General features: G+C 69.9%; 20 protein-coding genes. 15 read left to right on the top strand and 5 right to left on the bottom strand.

Features of this window, described 5'->3' with window-relative positions:
* The first annotated feature begins 52 nt into the window (after positions 1-52).
* Complete coding sequence (locus OC372_RS13110; protein ID WP_262002321.1) at positions 53-679, top strand: helix-turn-helix domain-containing protein; 627 nt, start codon at positions 53-55, stop codon at positions 677-679.
* Between the two features lie 31 nt (positions 680-710).
* Here OC372_RS13110 and OC372_RS13115 read toward each other — a convergent pair whose 3' ends face one another.
* On the bottom strand, positions 711-1,694 hold the full coding sequence (locus OC372_RS13115) for an o-succinylbenzoate synthase (protein ID WP_105711166.1): 984 nt from the start codon (positions 1,692-1,694) through the stop codon (positions 711-713).
* Between the two features lie 237 nt (positions 1,695-1,931).
* On the opposite strand from OC372_RS13115, the gene OC372_RS13120 reads away from it, so the two are divergent.
* From OC372_RS13120 to OC372_RS13185, 14 genes are all read left to right on the top strand, one after another.
* A complete protein-coding gene (locus tag OC372_RS13120) occupies positions 1,932-2,264 on the top strand; it encodes a PadR family transcriptional regulator (protein ID WP_029259789.1) in 333 nt (110 codons plus the stop codon).
* 1 nt (position 2,265) lies between these two features.
* Entirely contained in the window at positions 2,266-3,261 is a 996-nt protein-coding gene (locus tag OC372_RS13125) for a permease prefix domain 1-containing protein (RefSeq protein ID WP_105712375.1), read from the top strand.
* 84 nt (positions 3,262-3,345) lie between these two features.
* Positions 3,346-4,266 (top strand): 1,4-dihydroxy-2-naphthoyl-CoA synthase, encoded by a 921-nt coding sequence (locus OC372_RS13130; protein ID WP_029263889.1) that lies wholly within the window; start codon positions 3,346-3,348, stop codon positions 4,264-4,266.
* A gap of 13 nt (positions 4,267-4,279) precedes the next feature.
* Positions 4,280-5,434, top strand: coding sequence for an AMP-binding protein (locus OC372_RS13135; RefSeq protein ID WP_262002322.1), 1,155 nt, complete (start codon positions 4,280-4,282; stop codon positions 5,432-5,434).
* 23 nt (positions 5,435-5,457) lie between these two features.
* Positions 5,458-6,534, top strand: coding sequence for a hypothetical protein (locus OC372_RS13140; RefSeq protein WP_262002323.1), 1,077 nt, complete (start codon positions 5,458-5,460; stop codon positions 6,532-6,534).
* Positions 6,535-6,539: 5 nt separating this feature from the next.
* Positions 6,540-7,331, top strand: coding sequence for a class I SAM-dependent methyltransferase (locus OC372_RS13145; protein WP_262002324.1), 792 nt, complete (start codon positions 6,540-6,542; stop codon positions 7,329-7,331).
* A 130-nt stretch (positions 7,332-7,461) separates the two neighbouring features.
* Positions 7,462-11,349: an Ig-like domain-containing protein gene (locus OC372_RS13150; protein WP_262002325.1), complete on the top strand. Its 3,888-nt coding sequence runs from the start codon at positions 7,462-7,464 to the stop codon at positions 11,347-11,349.
* The gene (locus OC372_RS13155; protein WP_262002326.1) at positions 11,291-13,888 is read left to right on the top strand and encodes an Ig-like domain-containing protein; all 2,598 of its coding nucleotides are present in this window, start codon (positions 11,291-11,293) and stop codon (positions 13,886-13,888) included. The genes OC372_RS13150 and OC372_RS13155 overlap by 59 nt, the downstream gene beginning before the upstream one ends.
* An 86-nt stretch (positions 13,889-13,974) precedes the next feature.
* The gene (locus OC372_RS13160) at positions 13,975-15,153 is read left to right on the top strand and encodes a sensor histidine kinase (RefSeq protein WP_105712371.1); all 1,179 of its coding nucleotides are present in this window, start codon (positions 13,975-13,977) and stop codon (positions 15,151-15,153) included.
* On the top strand, positions 15,150-15,785 hold the full coding sequence (locus OC372_RS13165) for a response regulator (protein ID WP_105712370.1): 636 nt from the start codon (positions 15,150-15,152) through the stop codon (positions 15,783-15,785). Before OC372_RS13160 ends, OC372_RS13165 begins: the two co-directional genes overlap by 4 nt.
* A gap of 107 nt (positions 15,786-15,892) precedes the next feature.
* Positions 15,893-16,654, top strand: a complete 762-nt coding sequence (locus OC372_RS13170) for an ABC transporter ATP-binding protein (protein ID WP_029261819.1) — start codon at positions 15,893-15,895, stop codon at positions 16,652-16,654.
* Positions 16,651-18,111: an ABC transporter permease gene (locus OC372_RS13175; RefSeq protein WP_029261820.1), complete on the top strand. Its 1,461-nt coding sequence runs from the start codon at positions 16,651-16,653 to the stop codon at positions 18,109-18,111. The genes OC372_RS13170 and OC372_RS13175 overlap by 4 nt, the downstream gene beginning before the upstream one ends.
* Before the next feature lie 18 nt (positions 18,112-18,129).
* Entirely contained in the window at positions 18,130-18,789 is a 660-nt protein-coding gene (locus OC372_RS13180; RefSeq protein ID WP_262002327.1) for a 2-phosphosulfolactate phosphatase, read from the top strand.
* A gap of 59 nt (positions 18,790-18,848) precedes the next feature.
* Positions 18,849-19,271, top strand: coding sequence for a DUF3054 domain-containing protein (locus OC372_RS13185; RefSeq protein WP_262002328.1), 423 nt, complete (start codon positions 18,849-18,851; stop codon positions 19,269-19,271).
* A 7-nt stretch (positions 19,272-19,278) separates the two neighbouring features.
* On the opposite strand, the gene OC372_RS13190 is transcribed toward OC372_RS13185, so the two are convergent.
* The 4 genes from OC372_RS13190 to OC372_RS13205 all read right to left on the bottom strand — a co-directional run bounded on the left by OC372_RS13190 (position 19,279) and on the right by OC372_RS13205 (position 22,640).
* Positions 19,279-19,767, bottom strand: coding sequence for a SprT-like domain-containing protein (locus OC372_RS13190; protein ID WP_029261823.1), 489 nt, complete (start codon positions 19,765-19,767; stop codon positions 19,279-19,281).
* Positions 19,768-19,814: 47 nt separating this feature from the next.
* A complete protein-coding gene (locus OC372_RS13195) occupies positions 19,815-20,342 on the bottom strand; it encodes a hypothetical protein (RefSeq protein ID WP_029261824.1) in 528 nt (175 codons plus the stop codon).
* Between the two features lie 142 nt (positions 20,343-20,484).
* Positions 20,485-21,345: a spermidine synthase gene (locus OC372_RS13200; RefSeq protein WP_105712368.1), complete on the bottom strand. Its 861-nt coding sequence runs from the start codon at positions 21,343-21,345 to the stop codon at positions 20,485-20,487.
* A gap of 29 nt (positions 21,346-21,374) precedes the next feature.
* Entirely contained in the window at positions 21,375-22,640 is a 1,266-nt protein-coding gene (locus tag OC372_RS13205) for an LCP family protein (RefSeq protein ID WP_105712367.1), read from the bottom strand.
* Between the last annotated feature and the right edge of the window lie 80 nt (positions 22,641-22,720).

A 22,720-nucleotide genomic window follows, 5' to 3' on the forward strand; every position in this document is an offset into this window, starting at 1 on the left:
CCACCAGCAACTCGTGTTGCCGAAACCGGGACGCCTGTGGTCCTATGAAGTCATGGAAGAACAGGAATCGGTGCTCGACGCGACACTGGAACAGATCGGCCCCCGTCTCCAGTCGCTGCGCGCTCGCCGAGGCCTGACGCTCGCCGAGGTCGCCACGGCCACCGGGATCTCGAAGAGCACGCTCTCCCGCCTGGAGACCGGTCAGCGGCGGCCGAGCCTGGAGCTGCTGCTGCCCCTCGCGCGGATGTATCGGGTCTCCCTCGACGACCTCGTCGGTGCTCCCGAGACCGGAGATCCCCGTGTCCGGCTGCGCCCGCGACGCGTCAACGGTCGGACCGTGGTGGCGCTCACTCGCCAGCCGGGGGAGAGGCATGCGTGGAAGATCATCGTGCCGCGGGAGGCGTCGGAACCGAAGCTCACCGCGCACGAAGGTTCGTCCTGGATGTACGTGCTCACCGGCCGCATCCGGCTCATCGTCGGCGACCGCGACGTGATTCTGGAAGCCGGCGAGGTCGCGGAGTTCGACACGCGCACCCCGCACTGGTTCGGCGCCGACGGCGAACAGGATGCGGAGATACTGACCATCTTCGGCGCGGATGGTGACCATGGCCCGCGGGGCGCTGACCTTGCGACGCGTCACCTCGCCGAGATGCTCGGCGAGCAGGTGGAGACGCACTGACCACCGGTGGGATGTCGCGCGCCGTATCGGTTCAGTTCGCGGCGGACGTCAGTTCGTAGTGGCAGCGGGCGAGCCGTGCCACCCACCACTCACGGCGCTCATCTGAGGCCGCGAGACGGGTGAGCGCATCGGCATCCGGCGTCACCCGACCCACCGGGATCGAGCCGTCGACGGGACGCAGGTCCGCCACGTCGTCGAGGAAGAGCGACGCGGTACCGAGCCCGCAGTCGTAATCCAGCGTCGGGAGGGCTGCGGCCAGTGCGGCACCCTGCGACAGGCCGATCGCGGTGTCGAGTGCGCTCGAGACCACGACCGGGAGCCCCGCCGCGGTGACGATCTGCAGCGCGTGGGTGATGCCGCCGAGCGGCTGCGCCTTGATGACGAGCAGATCGGCCGCACCGGCGCGGGCGACGGCGAGCGGGTCGGAGGACTTGCGCACGCTCTCGTCGGCGGCGACCGGGATGCCCATGTACTTGACCCGCTTGCGCAGATCCGCGAGCTCCGGCACGGTCGCGCAGGGCTGCTCCACGTACTCCAGGTCGTACTCGCCCAGGGCGTGTACGGCGTGCTCGGCCTCGTCGACGTTCCAGGCGCCGTTGGCATCCACGCGGATGCGTCCCTCCGGTCCCATCGCCTCACGCACGGCGCGGACTCGCGCCACATCGTCGGCGAGGTTGTGACCCGGTTCGGCGACCTTGACCTTGGCGGTGCGGCATCCGGGGAACCGGTCCAGCACCTCGGCGACGCGGGCGGCATCCACCGCGGGGATCGTCGCGTTCACGCCGATCCGGTCGCGCAGTGGCGCCGGTTGCTCGCGCCACGCGAAGTCGATCGCGGCGGCGAGCCAGGTCGCGGCCTCCGCATCCTCGTACTCGGTGAACGGCGAGAACTCCGCCCACCCCCGCGGGCCCTCGAAGAGGAGCGCCTCCCGCACCTCGACGCCGCGGAAGCGGCTGTGCATCGGGAGGGCGACGACCCTGGCCGAGTCGATCAGGTCTGCGAGCGGCGGGATCATGTGCCCATTCTGCTCCGTGGAAGCCCCGCCGCGCCGCTCGTCCCCCGGGTGAGTCGCCCCGCCCCGCCCCGCCTCTCTGCCGAGCGCACGGCTTGCTGCCGAGCGCACGGCGTGTAAACGCGACGAAGCCGTGCGCTCGACGAGAAGCCGTGCGCTCGGCTATCCCGAGGGGAGGGGGTGGGTCAGGCATAAATGTGTGATTGACAATGGTGTGTGACGCACAGTAATGTGATCGACATGAACGAGACGCTCGACACGCACCTGCAGGAACTGCGGCGCGGCACCGTGGTGCTGGCCTGCCTGCAGCTGCTGCGCACGCCGGGATACGGATACTCGCTGCTCGAGCAGCTTGAACAGCGAGGCTTCGCGACCGACGCGAACACGCTGTACCCGCTGCTGCGACGACTCGAGAAGCAGGAGTACCTCACGAGCGAGTGGAACACCGACGAGGCCCGGCCCCGCAAGTTCTACCGCACCTCGGATGCCGGCATCCGCCTCGCCGACACCCTCACCGACGAATGGCGGTCGCTCACCACGGCGATCGCCTCCCTCACCGCAGAGGAGAACTGACATGACCACCACAGCCACACTCACCGAGCGCTACATCAGCGCGACGATCCGCAGTCTCCGGCCCGAGGCACAGGACGACGTCCGCGCCGAGCTCGAAGCCTCCATCGCCGACGCGATCGAGGCGAGGCTCGAGCAGGGCGAGACGCCGGAAGACGCCGAGCGCGCCGTCCTCACCGAGCTCGGTGACCCCGGAGTCCTGGCCGCCGGGTACGCGGATCGCCCGTTGTACCTCATCGGCCCGCGCTTCTACCTGACCTGGTGGCGGCTGCTCAAGCTGCTGCTGATGATCGTCCCGGTCTGCGTCCTCGGCGGCGTGGCACTGGGGCAGACCATCTCCGGTGCCCCCGTGGGCGAGATCATCTCGACCTCGATCGTGGCGACCGGCGGCGCGATCCTCCACATCTGCTTCTGGACCACGCTCGTCTTCGTGATCCTCGAGCGCTCGAACAGCACGACGGCGATCGAGAAGTGGGATCTCGACCAGCTGCCGGAGCCGACGGAGAAGGGAGTGGGGCGTAGCGAGCTGATCGCGTCGCTCGTCTTCCTCGGTATCGCGATCGGCGCTCTCCTCTGGGATCGCTACCGCGGCTTCGTCCACGTCGACGGCGAGACCTTGCCGATCCTGAACCCGCAGCTGTGGCCGTGGGGGATCGGCGTCCTGTTCCTGCTCATCGTCGCGGAGGCCGTGTTCGCGGTCGTGCTCTACCGCAGGGGCCGCTGGACCACGGGGCTGGCCGTGACGAACACGATCCTCGCCGTCGCATTCCTCGCCTGGGTGCTCGTCCCGCTGCTGACCGGTGACCTGGTGAACCCGGAGTTCGTGGCGCAGGTCACCGCGGCCGGCGGTGAGGGCTTCGCGGCAGGACAGGCCGAATCGGCCGACGAAGGCGGGGTGTTCCGCATCCTCGCCGTGCTGCTGGGATTCGGTGTCGCGCTCGGCGTCGGCTGGGACATCGTCGACGGCTGGATCAAGACGGTCCGCGCTCGGCGTCGCTGACCACGCGCGATCGAGGAAGCGCCGTCCCGGTCGGGGCGGCGCTTCCTCCGTGGCCGGGGGCGGGCGAGGAATAGGGTGGAAGCCGTGACCAGCGCATTCGTCTCCGATCTGTTCGACCCGGCCGAATGGGTGCTCGCGCCCGGCGCCGAGGACTACACCGACATCACCGCCCACGTGTCGCACGACGGCGGGGTCGCGCGCATCGCCTTCAACCGTCCGGAGGTGCGCAACGCCTTCCGCCCGCACACCGTCGACGAGCTCTACCGTGCGCTCGACATCGCCCGGCAGGATGCGCACATCGGAGCGGTGCTGCTGACCGGAAACGGCCCGAGCCCGAAGGACGGCGGCTGGGCGTTCTGCTCGGGTGGGGACCAGCGCATCCGCGGTCGCGACGGCTACAAGTACTCCGATGCGGAGACGGCGATCGTCGACGGTGCGAGCCGCGCGGCTGTCGGCCGCCTGCACATCCTCGAGGTGCAGCGGCTCATCCGCTTCATGCCCAAGGTCGTCATCGCGGTTGTGCCCGGGTGGGCTGCCGGCGGCGGGCACTCGCTGCACGTGGTGTGCGACCTCACGATCGCTTCGGCCGAAGAAGCCCGGTTCAAGCAGACGGATGCCGACGTGGGCAGCTTCGACGCCGGGTACGGTTCGGCGTACATGGCACGGCAGACCGGACAGAAGTTCGCCCGCGAGGTGTTCTTCCTGGCCGAGGAGTACTCCGCACAGCGTGCCTACGAGGCCGGCGCCGTGAACCGCGTGGTGCCGCACGCCGATCTCGAGCGCGAGGCCCTGAAGATGGCGCGCACCGTGCTCACGAAGTCGCCCACCGCGATCCGCATGCTGAAGTTCGCCTTCAACGCGGTCGACGACGGTCTGGTCGGACAGCAGGTCTTCGCCGGCGAGGCGACCCGTCTGGCCTACGGAACCGACGAGGCCGTCGAAGGTCGCGACTCCTTCCTCGAGAAGCGCGACGCCGACTGGTCGTCGTTCCCCTGGCACTACTGAGCCGGAGACCCGCATGACCGCCCTGACCCCCACGGACGCCGAAGATCCGGATCTGCTGCGGGAGGCCTTGCAGCGCGCGCTCGAGGGCGGACCGGCGCTGGGGCTCGGCATGGTGGCCGGTGCGCCCGAGAACGTGGCGGACGGCATCGCGGCGGTGATCGCGACCTCGGGGTCGAGCGGCATACCGAAGCGGGTCGCGCTGAGCGGTGAGGCGCTGCGCGCGAGCGCCGAGGCGACGGCGGCGAGGATCGGGAGCGGCCGCTGGCTGCTTGCTCTGCCGGCCGGCTACGTGGCAGGGCTCCAGGTGATGGTGCGCTCTATCGTCGCGGGGACCCGGCCGGCCGTGCTCGACGGCCGGTTCTCGCCTGCGTCCTTCGCCGATGCGACACTGGCGATGCTGCGCCCCTCGGCGGGGGCGGGGATTCCCGAGCTGTACACCTCGCTCGTCCCTGCGCAGATCGCGACGCTGCTCGAGGCCGCCGACGACACGGCCGTGCGTGCTGCGCTGACGGCGTACCGGGCGATCCTGGTGGGCGGACAGTCGCTGCCGGAGCCGCTTCGCGAGCGTGCGGCCGACCTGGGCGTGCGGGTGGTCCGAACATACGGCTCCACCGAGACCAGCGGTGGCTGTGTGTACGACGGCGTGCCGCTCGACACGGTCGGCGTTCGCACGGTCGACGGGGAGCTGCGCATCGCGGGGCCCATGCTCGCCGAGGGTTATCTCGGTGACGCCTCGTTGACGACGCGCACCTTCGTGCGGGACGAGCACGGCATCCGCTGGTATCGCACAGGCGACCTCGGTCTGGTGGAAGACGGGATCGTGCGGGTGCACGGGCGGGCCGACAACGTGATCGTGTCGGGCGGCATCAACATCTCCCTCGATCGGGTGGAGCGGATCGTCCGGCGTGTCCCGGGGCTGCACGAGGCTGTCGTGGTCGGAGTGGAGGATGAGCGCTGGGGGGAGGCATCGGTGATCGTCGCGGCGCGTGGCGAGGTGCTGCGGCGCAGCGAGTCCGAGCAGCTCGCGCAGGCCCGTGAGGCTGTCGCGGAAGAGCTCGGCAAGCACGCGCGTCCCTCCCGTCTGATCCTGGTCGACGAGATGGATGTCCTGCTCTCCGGCAAGCCCGACCGCGAGGCGATCCGACGAGCCGTCGCCGACCTGCGCTGATCCCCGCTGCCAGACTGGGTCGCATGGATGTGCTGCGGCTGGCGGGAGTGCCGGGGGTGGGGAAGAGCGCCGTCGCGTGGGCTGTCGCTGAGCGTCTCGCGTCGGACGGTGTGCCGACCGGGTATGTCGACATCGATCAGCTCGGCATGTGCTACCCTGCGCCGTCCGACGCCCCCGACCGGTGGGCGCTGAAGGAGACCGCACTCGCCCGGCTCGCCGTGCGGTTCCGCGACGCGGGTGTCGAACGTCTCGTGGTGTCCGGAGTCGCCGATCCGTCGCAGCCGCCGCCGGCGAGCGGGTTCCCGACGTCGTCCCTGTGGCTGGATGCGGATGAGGAGACGAGGCGGAGACGATTGGCTCCCCGGAGGTGGGAGCGCGAACAGGTCGATGCCGCACTCGCCGCCGGCACCGAGGAGGCGAGCACGGCGCACCCCGCATGGCAACGACTGGACACGGCGCACTCGACCATCGAGGAGACGGTGCAGGCAGTGATCGCCCGGCCGGCAGGCGGGGCGGAGGTGGCATCCGATGTCGTATTCCCCGAAGAGCATGCGACGGCCCGGGTCATCTGGATCACGGGTCCGAGGTGCGCCGGTGCCTCGCGCGTCGGCTGGGAGCTGGCTCGCAGGCAATGGGTTGCGGGCGAGCGCACGGGGTTCGTTGACGTCGCGCAGTTGAGCTTCTCGTGGAATGCGGATGCTGTGAACGGAGCAGAGGCCGCAGCGGTGGTGCAGACGGTGTTCGTCGAGGTCGGGGCGAAGGCGCTGATCGTCGTCGCACCGTTCGAGGTCTCGCCGAAAGACGTACGCGCGGCTTTCCCGCGAGCGGACGTCCGGTTCTTCCGACTCGATGCCGACGATCGCACGCGCCGCGGCCACGCTGTCCGGAGGGCGGAAGGAGCCGACGGCGCATCTCTCGCCGGGGACGACCTGTACGGTGCGTCCGCCGACGCGATCGAGAGGATCATCGCGACCGGAGCCCGTCAGCGGGCATCGTCGTTGCGCATCGGAGAGATCCTCATCGGCACACCGATGTCCTCGACGCAGCCGGTGGTCGACGAGGTGGCGAAGCGGGCCGGTCTGAGCGCTCTGCCACACTGAAACGCATGGCCTCGTACACGCACGGACACCACGAATCAGTCCTCCGCTCGCACAACGTGCGCGACATCGGGAACTCCGCTGCTTACCTCCGCCCCCACCTCACGTCCGGGACCCGACTCCTCGACGTCGGGGCCGGCCCCGGTACCATCACCGTCGACTTCGCCGGCGTCGTCGCCCACGTCACCGCGACCGAGATCGACGAGAACGCGCTGTCGCTGTCGCGCGGCCTCGCCGAGGAACGCGGCCTGGCCAACCTCGACTTCTCGGTCGAGGATGTGCACGCGCTGAGCTTCGCCGACGACTCGTTCGACGTCGTGCACGCGCACCAGGTGCTGCAGCATGTCGGCGACCCGGTGCAGGCGCTTCGCGAGATGCGCCGCGTGACCGTGCCCGGCGGGATCGTCGCCGCGCGCGATGCCGACTACTCGGGCTTCATCTGGTTCCCGGTCCTGCCCGAACTCGATCGGTGGCTCGCCCTGTACCAGGCGGCGGCGCGTGCGAACGGCGGCGAACCCGATGCGGGTCGTCGGCTGCTCTCCTGGGCGCGCGCCGCGGGCTTCGACGACGTCACGGCGACGGCATCCACCTGGTGCTACGCGTCGCCTGCGGAGCGTGCCTGGTGGGGCGGGATGTGGGCCGACCGCATCCTCGAGTCCGCGCTCGCGCGGCAGCTCGTGGACAGCGACATGGCCACTCCGGCGGACCTGCAGGAGATCAGCGATGCGTGGAAGCGCTGGGCCGACGACGGCGACGGCTGGTACCTCGTGCCGCACGGCGAGATCCTCGCCCGCGTCTGACCCCGCGCCCGCGTTTAGCGCGGCGCATTATATCGGTATTTTTGCGGTAACCCTATGTTTCCGCTGAGTGTCGTAATACTCTTCGATCGTTACGTGTGCCCCAGCGCGGAACAGTTGAGGGGAAAGAGCAATGAAGCGGATCACTCGCGGGACAGATCCGGTTCGCCGGGCTGCCGTGGCCCCTGCGGCCCCTCGTGCCGCGGCCCCACGAAAGACGGCTGCGACTCTGGCGCTGCTCCTCGGCGTGGCGTCGGCGTTGACCGCGGGCTTCGGCGGGTCGGAATCCGCTTCGGCAGCGGAGGTCGCGTGTGTCCCGACGGGCGCGTACGTGCATTGCGTCGACTTCACCTACACCGGCGGCGGTCAGACCTTCACCGTCCCTGCAGGCGTCACGCAGGTGAGCGCCACGCTCACGGGTGCGGGCGGCGGGGGGCAATGGGCCGGCGCGAGTCAGGGCGCGCAAGGCGGTGGTGCGGGTGGGCAGGCCATCGGCGTCCTATCCGTCACGCCCGGGGCATCTCTCACGGTCACCGTCGGCCAGGGAGGCGCGGCGCTGCATGGAGCCCCGACATACGGCGGTGGCGCTGCTGGCGGTGGCGCTGCCACCGGAAACGTGCGTCCGGGTGGAGCCGGCGGAGGCATGAGCGCAATCTGGCAGGGAGGGTATGGCGTCACCCCCTTGCTCATCGCCGGCGGGGGCGGCGGTGCGCCGGGAGGGAGCGGCGTGGCTGGCTCTGCGGGAGGCGCTGGGGGCGGAACGACGGGAGCCCCGGCGGCGGCGGATGCCGCAGCGGAGACCGGACGTGGAGGCAGCCAGACCGCAGGAGGGGCGGGTGGGGCGGGCGCCTGTACAGCTGGCGCGCCTACAGCGGGTGCGCAATACGTCGGAGGTATCGGCGGTGGCGGCACCAGCCTGACCCTCGACGGCGGTGGCGGCGGTGGCGGCGGGTACTACGGCGGCGGTGGTGGTCGCTGTGTGGCCGTTCAAGGCATCGGCGACGGCGGCGGTGGCGGAGGGTCAGGCTACGCTGCCCCAGGTGTCGTCGGCGCGGCGCTGACCCAGGGCGGAGGAGCGGTCGGCGGTGGACCCGCAGCCAGCGGTGGAAACGGCACGGTACGGCTCCAGTGGGGGGCGGCAGCCGTGGTGACCGGTCCCGCCGATGGAGCCACGGTTCCGCCTCGACCGGCATTCTCCGGCACGGGAACACCGGGCGATGCCGTCGAGATGCGCGACGACTCGGGAGCCGTGCTCTGCACCGCGACGGTGACCGCGGCGGGGACGTGGAGCTGCACCTCGACATCGGATCTCGCCGTGGGTGCCAACATCGTGCAGCCGTACACCGTGGTGAACGGCCAGGCGTTCGCCGGCAACGCGATCACCGTGACCGTCCCTTCACCGTCGACGCCGGTGATCACCGGACCTGAGGATGGCGCCGCGGTGGCGGATTCCACGCCGACCTTCACGGGCACCGGAGACGATGGCGACACGATCACGGTCCGCGATGGCGGTGGTGCCGTGCTCTGCACGACGACCGTGGTGGACGGTGCATGGTCGTGCACGCCCACGACGGCGCTACCCGAAGGTGCAGCCACGGCGACGCCGACGGCGACGAACATCGACGGCACGAGCACGACCGGTGCGCCCGTCGCGTTCACGGTGGATACGGTGGCCCCTTCGGCGCCGGTGATCACTGGTCCAGCGGATGGTGCGGTGCTGACGGATGCCACGCCGACATTCACCGGCACGGGTGATGATGGCGACACGATCACCGTGACGGATGACGACGGCACCGTGCTGTGCACGGCCACTGTGGTCGATGGCGCGTGGTCGTGTACCCCGACCGATCCGTTGCCGGAGGGCGGGAGCACGATCACGCCGACGGCGACGGACGCGGCGGGGAACTCCACCCCGGGGGAACCGATCGAGGTGACGGTGGACACGGTCGCCCCGACGGCGCCGGCCATCACGGGCCCGGCGGATGGCGATGTGGTGGACACGGCGACACCGACGTTCACGGGGACCGGTGATGACGGTGACACGATCACGGTGACGGACGGTGACGGCACCGTACTCTGCGCGACGACTGTGGTCGATGGGGAGTGGTCCTGCACCCCGACCGATCCATTGCCGGAAGGCACGAACACGGTCACCCCGACCGCGACCGACCCGGCCGGGAACTCGACGGCGGGAGACCCGATCGAGGTGACGGTGGACACGGTGGCGCCGTCCGCTCCGGTGATCACTGGCCCCGCCGATGGCGCCGTGGTGACGGATTCGACGCCGACATTCACCGGAACGGGTGATGACGGCGACACGATCACCGTCACCGATGGTGACGGAAACGTGCTGTGCACGACGACCGTGGCGGCTGGCGCCTGGTCCTGCACGCCCACGGATCCGCTGCCGGAGGGCACCAGCACGATTACGCCGACCGCGACGGACCCGGCCGGGAACTCGACGGCGGGTACTCCGATCGATCTGACCGTGGACACGGTCGCCCCGTCAGCCCCGGTGATCACCGGTCCTGAGGACGGCGATGTGGTGACGGATGCGACGCCGACGTTCACGGGCACGGGTGACGATGGCGACACGATCACGCTGAACGATGGCGATGGCAACGTCGTGTGCACCGCGACCGTGGTGGACGGTGAGTGGTCGTGCACGCCGACGACTCCGCTGCCGGAGGGCGCGAGCACGATCACCCCGACGGCGACGGATCCGGCAGGCAACTCGACCGAGGGCGACCCGATCGGACTCACGGTCGATACCGTGCCCCCGTCAGCCCCCGTGATCACCGGTCCGGCGGATGGTTCTGTGGTGACGGATGCGACGCCGACGTTCACCGGAACGGGCGATGACGGCGACACGATCACGGTGACGGACAGTGACGGCACCGTGCTCTGCACGACCACCGTGGTCGACGGCGGATGGTCGTGCACGCCGACGGATCCGCTGCCGGAGGGGACGAACACGATCACGCCGACCGCGACGGACCCGGCCGGTAACTCGACGGCTGGCGATCCGATCGATCTCAACGTCGACACCGTGGCTCCGTCGGCTCCGGCGATCACGGGGCCGGCTGACGGCGCTGTGGTGGACACGGCGACGCCGACCTTCACGGGCACCGGTGACGACGGTGACACGATCACCGTGACGGACGGTGATGGAACCGTGCTGTGCACGACGACCGTGGTGGATGGCGCCTGGTCGTGTACTCCGACCGATCCGCTGCCGGAAGGGACCAACACGGTCACGCCGACGGCGACGGACCCGGCCGGCAACGCGACAGCGGGCGACCCGATCGATTTCACCGTCGACACCGTGGCTCCGTCGGCTCCAGCGATCACGGGGCCGGCAGATGGTGCTGTGGTGGACACGGCGACACCGACCTTCACCGGTACCGGTGACGACGGTGACACGATCACCGTGACCGATGGTGACGGCAACGTGCTCTGCACCACGACCGTGGTCGACGGCGAATGGTCGTGCACTCCGACCGATCCGTTGCCGGAAGGCACGAACACTGTCACCCCGACCGCGACGGATCCGGCCGGGAACTCTACAGCGGGCGATCCGATCGAGTTCTCGGTCGACACGGTTGCCCCTGCTGCTCCGGTGATCACGGGTCCCGCTGACGGTGCTGTGGTGGACACGGCGACCCCCACGTTCACGGGCACCGGAGACGATGGTGACACGATCACGGTGACGGATGGCGACGGCACGGTGCTGTGCACGACGACCGTCGTTGATGGCGCCTGGTCGTGCACTCCGACCGATCCGCTGCCGGAAGGCGTGAACACGATCACCCCGACCGCGACCGACCCGGCCGGCAACTCGACCGAGGGCGATCCCATCGACGTGATGGTGGACACGGTCGCCCCGTCAGCCCCGGTGATCACCGGTCCCGAGGACGGCGATGTGGTGACGGATGCGACGCCGACGTTCACCGGAACGGGCGATGACGGCGACACGATCACTGACGGATGCGACGCCGACGTTCACCGGAACGGGCGATGACGGCGACACGATCACCGTGACCGACGGAGACGGCGCCGTGCTCTGCACGACCACCGTCACGGATGGCGCCTGGTCGTGCACTCCGACCGATCCGCTGCCGGAAGGCGTGAACACGATCACACCCACGGCGACGGACTCGGCCGGGAACTCGACGGCGGGCGACCCGATCGATATAACGGTCGACACGGTTGCCCCTGCAGCCCCCGTCATCACAGGTCCGGTTGATGGTGCCATGGTGACGGATGCGACGCCGACTTTCTCGGGCACCGGTGACGATGGCGACACGATCACGGTGACCGATGGTGACGGAAACGTGCTGTGCACGACGACCGTCGTCGATGGCGAATGGTCGTGCACGCCGACCGATCCGCTGCCGGAAGGGACCAACACAATCACACCGACGGCAACCGACCCCGCGGGTAACTCGACGGACGGTACTCCGATCGAGCTGACCGTGGACACTGTGGTCCCTACGGCCCCGGTGATCACGGGGCCCGCCGACGGTGCTGTCGTCGACACAGCGACGCCGACGTTCTCGGGCAGCGGTGACGATGGCGACACGATCACCGTGACCGACGGTGACGGCACGGTGCTGTGCACGACGACCGTGGTCGACGGCTCATGGTCGTGCACGCCGACCGATCCGCTGCCGGAAGGCACAAACACGATCACGCCGACGGCGACTGACCCCGCAGGTAACTCCACGGCGGGCGACCCGATCGACGTGACCGTGGATACGGTGGCCCCGTCCGCTCCGGTCATCACTGGCCCGGCGGATGGTTCTGTGGTGACGGATGCGACGCCGACCTTCACGGGTACCGGTGATGATGGCGACACGATCACGCTGACCGACGATGACGGTACCGTGCTCTGCACGACGACCGTCGTCGACGGCGGATGGTCGTGCACGCCGACGGATCCGCTGCCGGAGGGGACGAACACGATCACCCCGACCGCGACCGATCCGGCCGGGAACACGACTCAGGGCGATCCCATCGATCTGACGGTCGACACGGTGGCCCCCTCCGCTCCGGTGATCACCGGCCCGGCTGACGGCGCTGTGGTGACGGACGCGACTCCCACCTTCACGGGCACCGGCGATGACGGCGACACGATCACTCTGACCGACGATGACGGCACGGTGCTGTGCACGGCGACCGTGGTCGATGGCGTTTGGTCGTGTACGCCGACCGATCCGCTGCCGGAGGGCGCGAACACGATCACGCCCACGGCGACAGACCCGGCGGGTAACTCCACGGCGGGCGATCCCATCGATCTCACGGTCGACACGGAGGCCCCGTCGGCGCCGGTGATCACCGGGCCGGCTGATGGTGCTGTCGTGACGGATGCGACGCCCACGTTCACCGGAACCGGTGACGACGGTGACACGATCACCGTGACGGATGGTGACGGGACCGTGCTGTGCACGGCCACCGTGGTCGATGGCGCTTGGTCCTGCACGCCGACCGACCCGCTGCCGGAAGGTGCGAGCACGGTCACGCCGACGGCGACTGACCCCGCAGGTAACTCCACGGCGGGTGATCCGATCGATCTCACGGTGGACACCGTGGCGCCGTCCGCCCCGGTCATCACCGGTCCGGCTGATGGCGCTGTGGTGACGGATGCGACGCCGACCTTCACGGGTACCGGTGACGATGGCGACACGATCACAGTGACCGATGGTGACGGGACCGTGCTGTGCACGACGACCGTGGTCGATGGCGCTTGGTCCTGCACCCCGACCAATCCGTTGCCGGAGGGGATGAACACGATTACCCCGACCGCGACCGACCCTGCGGGGAACACGACGGCGGGCGACCCGATCGACGTGACCGTGGACGCGGTCGCCCCCACGGCCCCGGTGATCACAGGTCCGGCGGATGGCGCTGCAGTGACGGATGCCACGCCCACCTTCACGGGCACCGGTGATGACGGCGACACCATCACTCTGACCGACGATGACGGCACCGTGCTCTGCACGACCACCGTCGTCGACGGCGCCTGGTCGTGTACCCCGACCGATCCGCTCCCGGAAGGGACGAACACGATCACGCCGACCGCGACCGACCCCGCCGGTAACACGACCGCGGGCGACCCCATCGACGTGGTCGTCGACACGGTGCCGCCCGCTCCGGTCCTGAACCCGGTCTGTGTCCAGAACCCGGATCTCACGATCACCTGTTCGGGCACCGGCGAGCCGGGGACGACCGTGGTCGTCACGGCGCCGGACGGCACGGAACTGTGCCGCACCGCTGTGGTCATGCCGGAGTGGAGCTGCACCTCGTCCGGTCCTGCCGACCCGCAGGAGGTCACCATCACGGTCATCGATGCGGCAGGCAACGTCTCGACGCCCACGATCGCTCCTGTGACGCCGTACGTCCCGCAGCCGTCCGGCGGGGGCGGCGGCACGTTGGGAACCACCGGTGCCGACAGCTCCGCGGCGATCGCCCTGGGAGTGCTCCTGTTCTTGATGGGCGGGGCGGCGCTCCTGCGCTCGAGGCGATGGGCGCCCATGGAATCAGATTCCTCGACCGCTTGACGGGAGATCCTCGCCCGCGTACGACACCGCACGGATACATCCACGGACGGATGTGTCCGTGCGGTGCGCTCGCGTAGCGTGGGGGAGTGATCCGGCCACTCTCCCGCACGGCGCTCGCGCTCGACATCGTCGGGGCGACGCTGCTCTTCCTCGTCCTGATGCCGACGTCGCTCGTGTTCTACGGGCCGGGCACCGGGAACACGGCGATCGGAGGCATATCGGTCGTGGCGGTGGTCTTCGCTGCCGTGCTGATGTTCGGCGGTGTCGCGATCGGACGACTCGCGCCGGGCTGGTCGCTGGTCGCCGCCTGGGCCGGGGCGATCCTCCAGATGATCGCCGGGTTCGGCCCGCTGCCGATCGACTTCGCCATCCTGCTCGTGCTCTACGCCACGGCGGCGTGGGGCACGAGGCGGGTGCTCTGGTGGGGGTTCGCCTCCGCGCTGTTCGGCGGCATCGTCGCGGCGGTGTACATGGTCATCGTGAACGGCGTCGCCTTCGGGACGGGTACCGGCTGGGAGAAGGTCACGACCGGCACGCTGCTGCTCATCGTCTCCGTCATGGCGCTCGGATTCGCGTGGGTGTGCGGGCTGCTGTGGCGGGTCGTGCTGCGTGCACGTCGGACCCGTGCCGCGCAGCTGCAGGCCGAATCGCTCGCGGTCGAGGAGCAGGAGCGGGTACGCATCGCCCGCGACATGCACGACATCGTCGCCCACTCTCTCGCCGTCGTGATCGCTCAGGCCGACGGTGCGCGCTACGCGGCAGCGGCGAAACCCGAGATGGCGACGGAGGCGCTCGGCACGATCGCACAGACCGCCCGTGGGGCGTTGAGCGACGTGCGGATGCTGCTCACCCAGCTTCGGCACCGGCAGGGAGACGGCCCGCAGCCCACGCTCGCCGACCTCGAAGCGCTGTTCGCGCAGGTGAGGCAGGCGGGGATCGAGCCGCGTGTCACCGTCGACCCGATGCCTCCGGGGGAACCACCGGGGGCGATCCAGCTCGCCGTGTACCGCATCCTCCAGGAGGCGCTGACGAACGCGATCCGCCATGGCGACGGTGCGGTCGACGTGCACCTGGCGTGGTTTCCCGATCGGGTCGACATCGACGTGCGGAACACGGTGCCGCGGGAGACGACGGTCGGGCCCGGCGGGCACGGTGTCATCGGCATGCGAGAGCGGGCACAGCTCGTCGGCGGTAGTCTGCAAGCCGAGCATCGGGGGGCACAGTTCGTGGTCCACGCCTCGCTTCCGATCGGAGCTTCCGAATGATCAGAGTCGTGCTCGTCGACGACCAGGCGCTGTTCCGCGCCGGCATCCGGATGCTCGTCGCCTCGCAACCCGACCTGGAGGTGGTCGGCGAAGCCGGCAACGGACAGGAGGCACTCGACGTCGTCCGTGCCACGCGGCCCGACGTGGTGCTGATGGACATCCGGATGCCGGTCATGGACGGACTCACGGCGACCGCCGAGATCCTCACCCGGCCGGAGCCTCCCCGCATCGTCATGCTCACGACGTTCGACCTCGACGAGGCTGCGGCCCGAGCGATCCGGCAGGGGGCCAGCGGATTCCTCCTGAAGGACGCCGATCCGGAGTTCCTGCTCGCCGCGATCCGCACCGTGCATTCCGGGTCGAGCGTGATCGCCGCCTCGGCGACGCGCGACCTGTTCGCGCACTTCGCCGAGGCACCCAAACCCGTCCCGCCGCAGTACACCACGCTCACCGACCGGGAGAAGGAGATCTTCGCGCTCGCGGCTCGTGGCCTGTCGAATGCCGAGATCGCGGGCCGGGAGTACCTCAGTGAGGCGACAGTGAAGACGCACATCAGCCGGATCCTCACGAAGCTCGCGCTTCGCGACCGGGTGCAGCTGGTGGTCTTCGCCTTCGAGCACGGCCTCGCCTGACCGCCGATCGACCGGGGAAGGGCCGAGTGCGGATCATCCCTGCGATGTACGCGGATGCTCCGGCCGGGCGATGACCGGCGCGGGGCCGCAGAAATAGCGTCGAAGGCATGGAGATCACGACCACCGACCTGGGGCTCGCCGCCCGCGTCCAGCACCTGAAGAAGACCTACGGCTCGGGCGAAGGCACCGTCCGTGCGCTCGATGACGTCAGCGTCGGCATCCGTCGCGGACAGTTCACCGCGATCATGGGCCCCTCCGGTTCCGGCAAGTCCACGCTGATGCACATCATGGCGGGGCTCGACAGCCCGACGGAGGGGCGCGCGTGGATCGGGGACACCGAGATCACCGGCCTCGGTGACATCGACCTGACGATCCTGCGCCGCCGCCGCGTCGGCTTCATCTTCCAGGCGTTCAACCTGGTGCCCACTCTCGACGCGTTGGGGAACATCATGCTCCCGTTCGAGCTCGACGGCCGTCGGCCGAGCGCGATCGAGCGGGCGCGCATCGACGGACTGATCGAGACGCTCGGACTCGGCTCGCGCCTCAACCACCGCCCGCATCAGTTGTCGGGCGGACAGCAGCAGCGTGTGGCCATCGCCCGCGCCCTCGCCACCGCCCCCGACCTGGTGTTCGCGGATGAGCCCACCGGCAACCTCGACTCCAAGACCGGGCGCGAGGTGCTGCGTCTGCTCGCCACCGCGAGCCGCGAGCACGGGCAGTCCATCGCGATGGTGACGCACGACGCGATCGCGGCGAGCCATGCCGACCGCGTGCTCTACCTCGGCGACGGCCGGATCGTCGCCGACCACCCGCGCCAGACCGCGGAGGAGATCTCCGCCTACATGCTCGCTGCCGAGGTGGCGGCATGACCGCCGTCGCCACGGTCGTCCCCGAGACGCGGGCGACCGGTCCTCGCCTGGCCTGGCTGCGCGACCGGGGCATGGGCGCCAGCATCCTCGTCGCCGCGCTCTCGGCCGCGTTCGGTGTGCTCCTCGTAGAGATCACGGCATACATCGGCGCAGTCCTGCAGGCCGACCCCTTCATCGGAGACAGTGAGACGCTCGCGTTCGTGGTCGCGCTGCTGTCGGTGCTGCTCACCGTGGTCGCGATGTACGTGGCCGCGATCGTCACGGCGAACACCTTCTCGACGATCATCGCCGGACGCACGCGGCAGATCGCGCTCATGCGTCTGATCGGGGCGACCGCGCGCTCGCAGCGGGCTCAGGTCGGACGACAGGGTCTCGTCGTCGGTGTCCTCGGCGCCGTGATCGGCCTGCTCGCCGGGCTCGTGCTGGCGGTGATCGGTGTGCAGGTCGGGACGCAGCTGATCGAGAACACCCCGGCGTCCTTCTCGCTCGCACAGCCGTTCGTCGCCCTGCCCGCGATCGGTGTCGCCCTCACGACCTGGGCAGCCGCCTGGGCCGGCTCCCGGCGGGTGCTCTCGGTGACCCCGCTGCAGGCACTGGGCGGCTCCGTCGAGCGGACCCACGACGAGGTATCGGGCAAGGCCGGACGGCACGTCGGCGCCTGGATCCTGCTGATCACCGGAGCCGTGCTCCTCGCCGCGGGCGTGGTCGTCGGACTTCTGACTCCTCTCGGCGTCGTCATCGCCTTCTTCGGCGGTGTGCTGTCCTTCACCGGGCTCGCTCTCGGATCCGTGCTGTTCATGCCGCCGGTGCTGCGCCTGGTGGGCCGGATGTTCGGCTCGAGCGCGACCGCGCGCCTCGCCGCCGAGAACGCGCTGCGCTATCCGGAGCGGTCGTCCCGCATGGCGATCGGCGTGGTGATGGGCGTGACGCTGGTGACGATGTTCGCGGTCGCGCTCGAGTCCGCGAAACGTCTGATGATGAGTCAGGTGACCGGCGAGATCCCCGAGGAGTTCTTCGCCCCGTTCGACGCGTTCGCCGCGATCATGATGGTACTGGTCGCCGTCTCCGCGGTCATCGCGGCCGTCGGCCTCGTCAACCTGCTCACGATCGGCGTGGTGCAGCGTCGCCGCGAGCTCGGACTGCTGCGCTCGATCGGGCTGTCGAACCGTCAGGTGCGTCGCATGGTGCTGCTCGAGGCCACGCACATCACGGTGGCCGCGACGCTGACCGGTCTCGTGCTGGGCGTCACGTATGGGTGGATCGCGGCACAGTCGCTGCTCGGCTCGGTTCCGACCCTGCCGGAGTTCACTCCTGCCGGGCTCGTGGCCCCGCAGATCCCGTGGATCCCCGTCGCCATCATCGTCGTCGCCACGGCGGTGCTCACGCTGGTCGCTGCTGCCACACCCACGCGCCTGGCCACCCGGGTGGCTCCGGTCGAGGCGCTCGCTGCGGATTGACGGCTCTAGGCTGGTCGGATGCCGTCGCCGTTCGATCAGTCCACGTACCAGGTTCGTCTCGACTGGGGCACCGCGGGTCTCGCCCGTCTCGCACCCGCCGACATCGTCGTGGTCGTGGATGTCCTGCGATTCTCGTCCACTGTGATCGATGCCGCAGTCGCCGACACCGAGGTGGTTCTGACCGAGGCCGAGGGATGGTCGCGGAACGGCGCAGCGGTCGCCGCCGCGGCCTCCCCGGATGCGATCGTCCTCGTCGGCGGCATCCGCAACGCCACTGCTGTCGCCCGCGCAGTGCAGACCGTGCAGGAGCGTCGACAGGCACGCACCTCGGTGGCGGTCATCGCGGCGGGAGAGGCTGATGCCGCCGGTGTGCTGCGGTTCGCGGTCGAGGATCAGCTCGGCGCGGGCGCCATCGTCCTGGCGCTCTCGGATCGCGGCATCGATCACACCTCTCCGGATGCGGCGGTCGCCGCCGAGGGATTCCGTGCCCTCCGCGGTGCGCTGCGGCACATGATCGGCGCGAGCGGGTCGGGGCGTGAGCTCGCCGATGGTGTGGCGTCCACCGCTCGTATCGAAGCATCCGGCCTGACGCCGACATCGACGACGGATGCCGCCGTGCTCGACGCCGTCGACGTGGTTCCCGTCTTGCGCGAGGGGTTGTTCACTCGGTTCGAGTGATCTCCGTCCGACGCCGCGCGGGAGACGATGGTTCGGCCGTCGCCACGTAGGGTCGTGGCATGAGGTACCTCCCCGCCGTCATCGTCGACATCGTGCTCGTGCTCGTCTTCGCCGCGATCGGTCGTGCCTCGCACGATGAGAATCCGGCGGGGTTCCTGCTCACCGCCTGGCCGTTCCTGATCGCTCTCGCGATCGGCCATGTGCTCGCGGCTCTGCTCCCCGGCAGGCCCCGTCGGCCGTGGTCGGTGCTGTGGGGCACGGTGGTCTGGGTCGTGACGGTCGCCGGAGGCATGCTCATCCGCGTGCTCAGCGGCGACACCGCCGAGGTGCCGTTCATCATCGTGGCCACGATCGTGCTCGGTGTGTTCCTGGTCGGCTGGCGGGCGATCACCGCACTGCTGCGTCGACGCCGCGCTGCCGCGGAGGCGCAGGCAGATCCCGTCCCGCTCGAGGACGAGTACCCCGACGACCTGCCGCGCTGAGCCGCGGTCAGCGGGGCATCTGAGCGGCGAGACGCACGTCGGACGGGATCTCGCGGCGGGTCCATGCGAAGACGTGTCTGGCGTCGAACGTGCGTGAGCAGCGTGCGCACGAGGTCGCCCTCGTCGGACGCCGATGCCGGTAGGTCACGTGGCCGGCAGGGCAGCTTCCCACCCACGGCGCGAGCTCGACAGCGGTCTCCCCGTGATGGGTCGTGCCGCCGACGTAGCCGAGTTCTTCCGCCACGCGTTTCCATGCCGGTCCGTGTGCAGCCGCATGTCCGGCGAGTGCATGCGCGACCTCATGCAGCAGCACCTGGTGGATCTCGTCGTCTTCGAAGCGGGCGGCGAGGTAGCGCGAGACCGTGATGCGCTTCTTCGTGTAATCGCACTGTCCGGCCCGGCGCTTGGCATGGTCGAACCCGAAGGTCCAGCTGTCATCGAGATGCAGCGTGATCAGTGCTTCGCCCCAGACGCGCACACGGTCGAGTTCCGCCATGCGCCCAGATTATGCCCTGCGACCGACATCGTGGTCGCAGCACGGGTTCAGCCCGCGACGAGTTGCGACGGACGGCGGCGCTCAGCGGCCTCGATCGCCAGCAGAACGGTCTCCAGTTCCCGGTCCTCTGCGCCGGACTCGCGTCGCAGGAACAGCGACTGCTTGAAGCTCTCCCGCGCTGTCTCGTAGTCGCCGGCCTCATAAGCGTTCTTGCCGTGGTGCTGATACGCGAATGCCGCGATCGACAGCCAGCGCTGGCCCTCGGCCTCGGTCGCGCAGGTCGCCAGCTCCTGCTCGGCAGCGGCGTGTGCCCCCCGATACTGCAGGATCGTGGCGTGCAGCACTCGAGCGCGCAGCACGTCCTTGCGGGTGCCGGCCATGCGCGCCTGGCGCACGGTCTCGTCGGCCAGCACGAGCGCTTCGTCCAGACGGTCGAGCACCTTCAGCAGCCACACCCGCTCGAGCAGTGCGGGCAGGCTGCGCTGCGACTCGATCTCGGCAAGGCGCGTCGCGCACTCGTCGAGATCGACCTTTTCGCGGAGCGTCTCCTGGTCGTATCCCCGGATGAAACTCATTGCTCTCCTTCCGCAGCGTCCCCGTCCAGTCTGCCTTCCGGTCGAGCGCTCGTCGGGGCGGCGCGCCCTGGTCGGCGCATCCGACCCGTGACATACCGGCGCGCGGTCGGCGTCGGGCCGCGCCTGATCGATCCCGTCGAGGTCAGCGGAGGAAGAGCGAGGCGTCGGGGCGAGGCGATGCGACCGCATCGGCATCCGTGACGACCCGTGCCCCCTGCAAGAAGGCCGCGGCCTCGGCCCCCTGCGCGATCTTCGCGGGATGCGGGCCGGCGGCCAGCATCCGGGGCAGCCACTCGGTCGGCAGGGGAGAAGCGGATGCCGCGATCACGAGGTTCCCGAAGCGCCGCCCCTTGAGCACCTGGGTATCGGCGAGGATGCCGATCTCGGGCAGCACTTCGGCGATCGTCGCGGCCTGGCGGCGGGCGAAGGCGAGGCCCGGGCCGTCCGCGACGTTCACGAGCAGCACACCTCCGGGCGCGAGCAGGCCGGAGAGCTCGCGGTAGAACTCCACGCTCGTGAGGTGGGCGGGCGTCTGCGCTCCGGAGTAGACATCCGAGACCACGAGGTCGCAGCTCGCCTGCAGGGCGCCCGGCAGCCGGCTCACCCCTTCCCGTGCGTCGCCGATGCGGATGCGGATGGCCGCGCCCTTCGGCAGCGGCAGATGCTCGCGGACCAGCTGGGCGAGCGGCGCTTCGAGTTCGATGACCTGCTGGCGGGAGCCGGGTCGTGTGGCGTCGATGTAGCGCGGAATCGTGAGGGCGCCGGCGCCGAGGTGCACGGCCGTCAGCGGCCCGGGCGCCAGCTGATCGATCACCGCGCCCATGCGCACGATGTACTCGAAGTGCAGGTGCGTGGGGTCGTCGAGGTCGACGTGCGACTGCGGGGTGTCGTCGACGATGAGCTCGAACCCGCTGGTGAACTCCGACGGCACGATGCTGGCGATGCCGCCGTGGTCCAGGCGGACCTGCGGATGCTCGGCGTCGCGCGATCGGTTTCGGCCCATGGCCCGAGCCTACGCGGCGGGTGGGAAGGTCAGCGCAGCCGGCCGTTGGCGCAGGTCTCCTGCTCCACCGTCTGGCCGGAGATGGCCGGGTCGAGCGTCGCGCGCGGCGCCGGCGCCGGGGTCGCGGGCGCGTCCGTGGACGGAGGGGTGGCCGGTGTCTCACCTTCGGTGCCCGGAGCGGGCTCGACCAGCTCGACGCCCCCGTTGTTGCTGACGCCGCCGGTGAGCTGCACGGGCTGGCCCGCTTTCAGCGCGTCCCAGATGGTGGCTGCGGCGTCGTAGTTCGGGACGACCCGGTCGGAGTCGTCGGGGTCACCGAACACCGGGTACTGCAGGAAGACGAAGTCCGAGAAGGGCACGTCCTTGATCGAGAGCGCGAGCTGTGCGAGCCGGACGGGATTGGCCAGCTCGTCGCTCGGGTCGATGTTGTCGACCACGGTGTCGGCGAGTCCCAGCACCTTGCCCGGATCGCTGAGCACCTCGTCGCTCATGATCTTCTTCACCAAGCGCGACATGTACTGCTGCTGGTTCGAGACGCGGGCCATGTCGCTCTCGTCGCCGACACCGTGCCGGGTGCGGATGAACTGGAGCGCCTCGTAGCCCGAGACGGTGCGCGGTCCCGGCTCCCAGTCGAGAGCCGTGTGTCGGTCGCGGATGCCTTCTCCGCCGATGCACACCTCCACACCGCCGATCGCGTCGGTGACCTCCATCACTCCGTCGAAAGCGATCTTCGCAGCGAACGGGATCTCGATGCCCGTGAGCTGGGTGACCGTCTTCGCGACGCAGGAGAGTCCGGCGCGCTGGAAGATCGAGTTGATCTGAGTCTTGTTGGTCGCGGAGGCGACGGATCCGTCCGGGAGGGTGCACTCCGGGGTCTCGATCATCAGGTCGCGGGGGAGCGAGACCACCGTGACGTTGCGGGGCTCTGCCGAGACGTGCACGAGCAGATTCACGTCGTTGAGGATGCCGCCGTCGGCCTCCGAGCAGCGCTCTCCGAGAAGCCCGGTGGAGACCTCGCCGCACTCATCGGTGCCGATGATGAGCATGCTGAACTCGCCGGGGTAGGCGCCGATCTGGGGCGGCTCCACCTCGGGGGCGTCTTCGAGGGTGACGGCACCGTCGCTGAAGCGATTGAAGTAGTCCGTCACGATGAACGCGGCGACGGCGATCGCGGAGACGAGGATGACGCCCAGGGTGATCCCGGCGATCTTCAGGAAGCCCTTGGCGGGCCCGGGAGTGGGGAGAGTCGCATGGCGCGCGACCGTGGAGCGGTCGGCTTCGTCGTGGCGGCGCATGCCCGCGAGCCTACCGGCGGACCCTGCGGGCGCCGCGCAGGCCGAGCCTGGGCAACACCTGGGAGCGGCCGCGGTGGTGC

The sequence above is a fragment of the Microbacterium sp. Mcb102 genome, assembly GCF_024519805.1.
GTDB lineage: Bacteria > Actinomycetota > Actinomycetes > Actinomycetales > Microbacteriaceae > Microbacterium.

Coding starts and splice junctions, on each gene's coding strand:
- OC372_RS13110 (WP_262002321.1), top strand. CDS start 53: ATGGAAGAACAGGAATCGGTGCTCGACGCGACACTGGAACAGATCGGC.
- OC372_RS13115 (WP_105711166.1), bottom strand. CDS start 1,694: ATGATCCCGCCGCTCGCAGACCTGATCGACTCGGCCAGGGTCGTCGCC.
- OC372_RS13120 (WP_029259789.1), top strand. CDS start 1,932: ATGAACGAGACGCTCGACACGCACCTGCAGGAACTGCGGCGCGGCACC.
- OC372_RS13125 (WP_105712375.1), top strand. CDS start 2,266: ATGACCACCACAGCCACACTCACCGAGCGCTACATCAGCGCGACGATC.
- OC372_RS13135 (WP_262002322.1), top strand. CDS start 4,280: ATGACCGCCCTGACCCCCACGGACGCCGAAGATCCGGATCTGCTGCGG.
- OC372_RS13140 (WP_262002323.1), top strand. CDS start 5,458: ATGGATGTGCTGCGGCTGGCGGGAGTGCCGGGGGTGGGGAAGAGCGCC.
- OC372_RS13145 (WP_262002324.1), top strand. CDS start 6,540: ATGGCCTCGTACACGCACGGACACCACGAATCAGTCCTCCGCTCGCAC.
- OC372_RS13150 (WP_262002325.1), top strand. CDS start 7,462: ATGAAGCGGATCACTCGCGGGACAGATCCGGTTCGCCGGGCTGCCGTG.
- OC372_RS13155 (WP_262002326.1), top strand. CDS start 11,291: ATGACGGCGACACGATCACTGACGGATGCGACGCCGACGTTCACCGGA.
- OC372_RS13165 (WP_105712370.1), top strand. CDS start 15,150: ATGATCAGAGTCGTGCTCGTCGACGACCAGGCGCTGTTCCGCGCCGGC.
- OC372_RS13170 (WP_029261819.1), top strand. CDS start 15,893: ATGGAGATCACGACCACCGACCTGGGGCTCGCCGCCCGCGTCCAGCAC.
- OC372_RS13175 (WP_029261820.1), top strand. CDS start 16,651: ATGACCGCCGTCGCCACGGTCGTCCCCGAGACGCGGGCGACCGGTCCT.
- OC372_RS13180 (WP_262002327.1), top strand. CDS start 18,130: ATGCCGTCGCCGTTCGATCAGTCCACGTACCAGGTTCGTCTCGACTGG.
- OC372_RS13185 (WP_262002328.1), top strand. CDS start 18,849: ATGAGGTACCTCCCCGCCGTCATCGTCGACATCGTGCTCGTGCTCGTC.
- OC372_RS13190 (WP_029261823.1), bottom strand. CDS start 19,767: ATGGCGGAACTCGACCGTGTGCGCGTCTGGGGCGAAGCACTGATCACG.
- OC372_RS13195 (WP_029261824.1), bottom strand. CDS start 20,342: ATGAGTTTCATCCGGGGATACGACCAGGAGACGCTCCGCGAAAAGGTC.
- OC372_RS13200 (WP_105712368.1), bottom strand. CDS start 21,345: ATGGGCCGAAACCGATCGCGCGACGCCGAGCATCCGCAGGTCCGCCTG.
- OC372_RS13205 (WP_105712367.1), bottom strand. CDS start 22,640: ATGCGCCGCCACGACGAAGCCGACCGCTCCACGGTCGCGCGCCATGCG.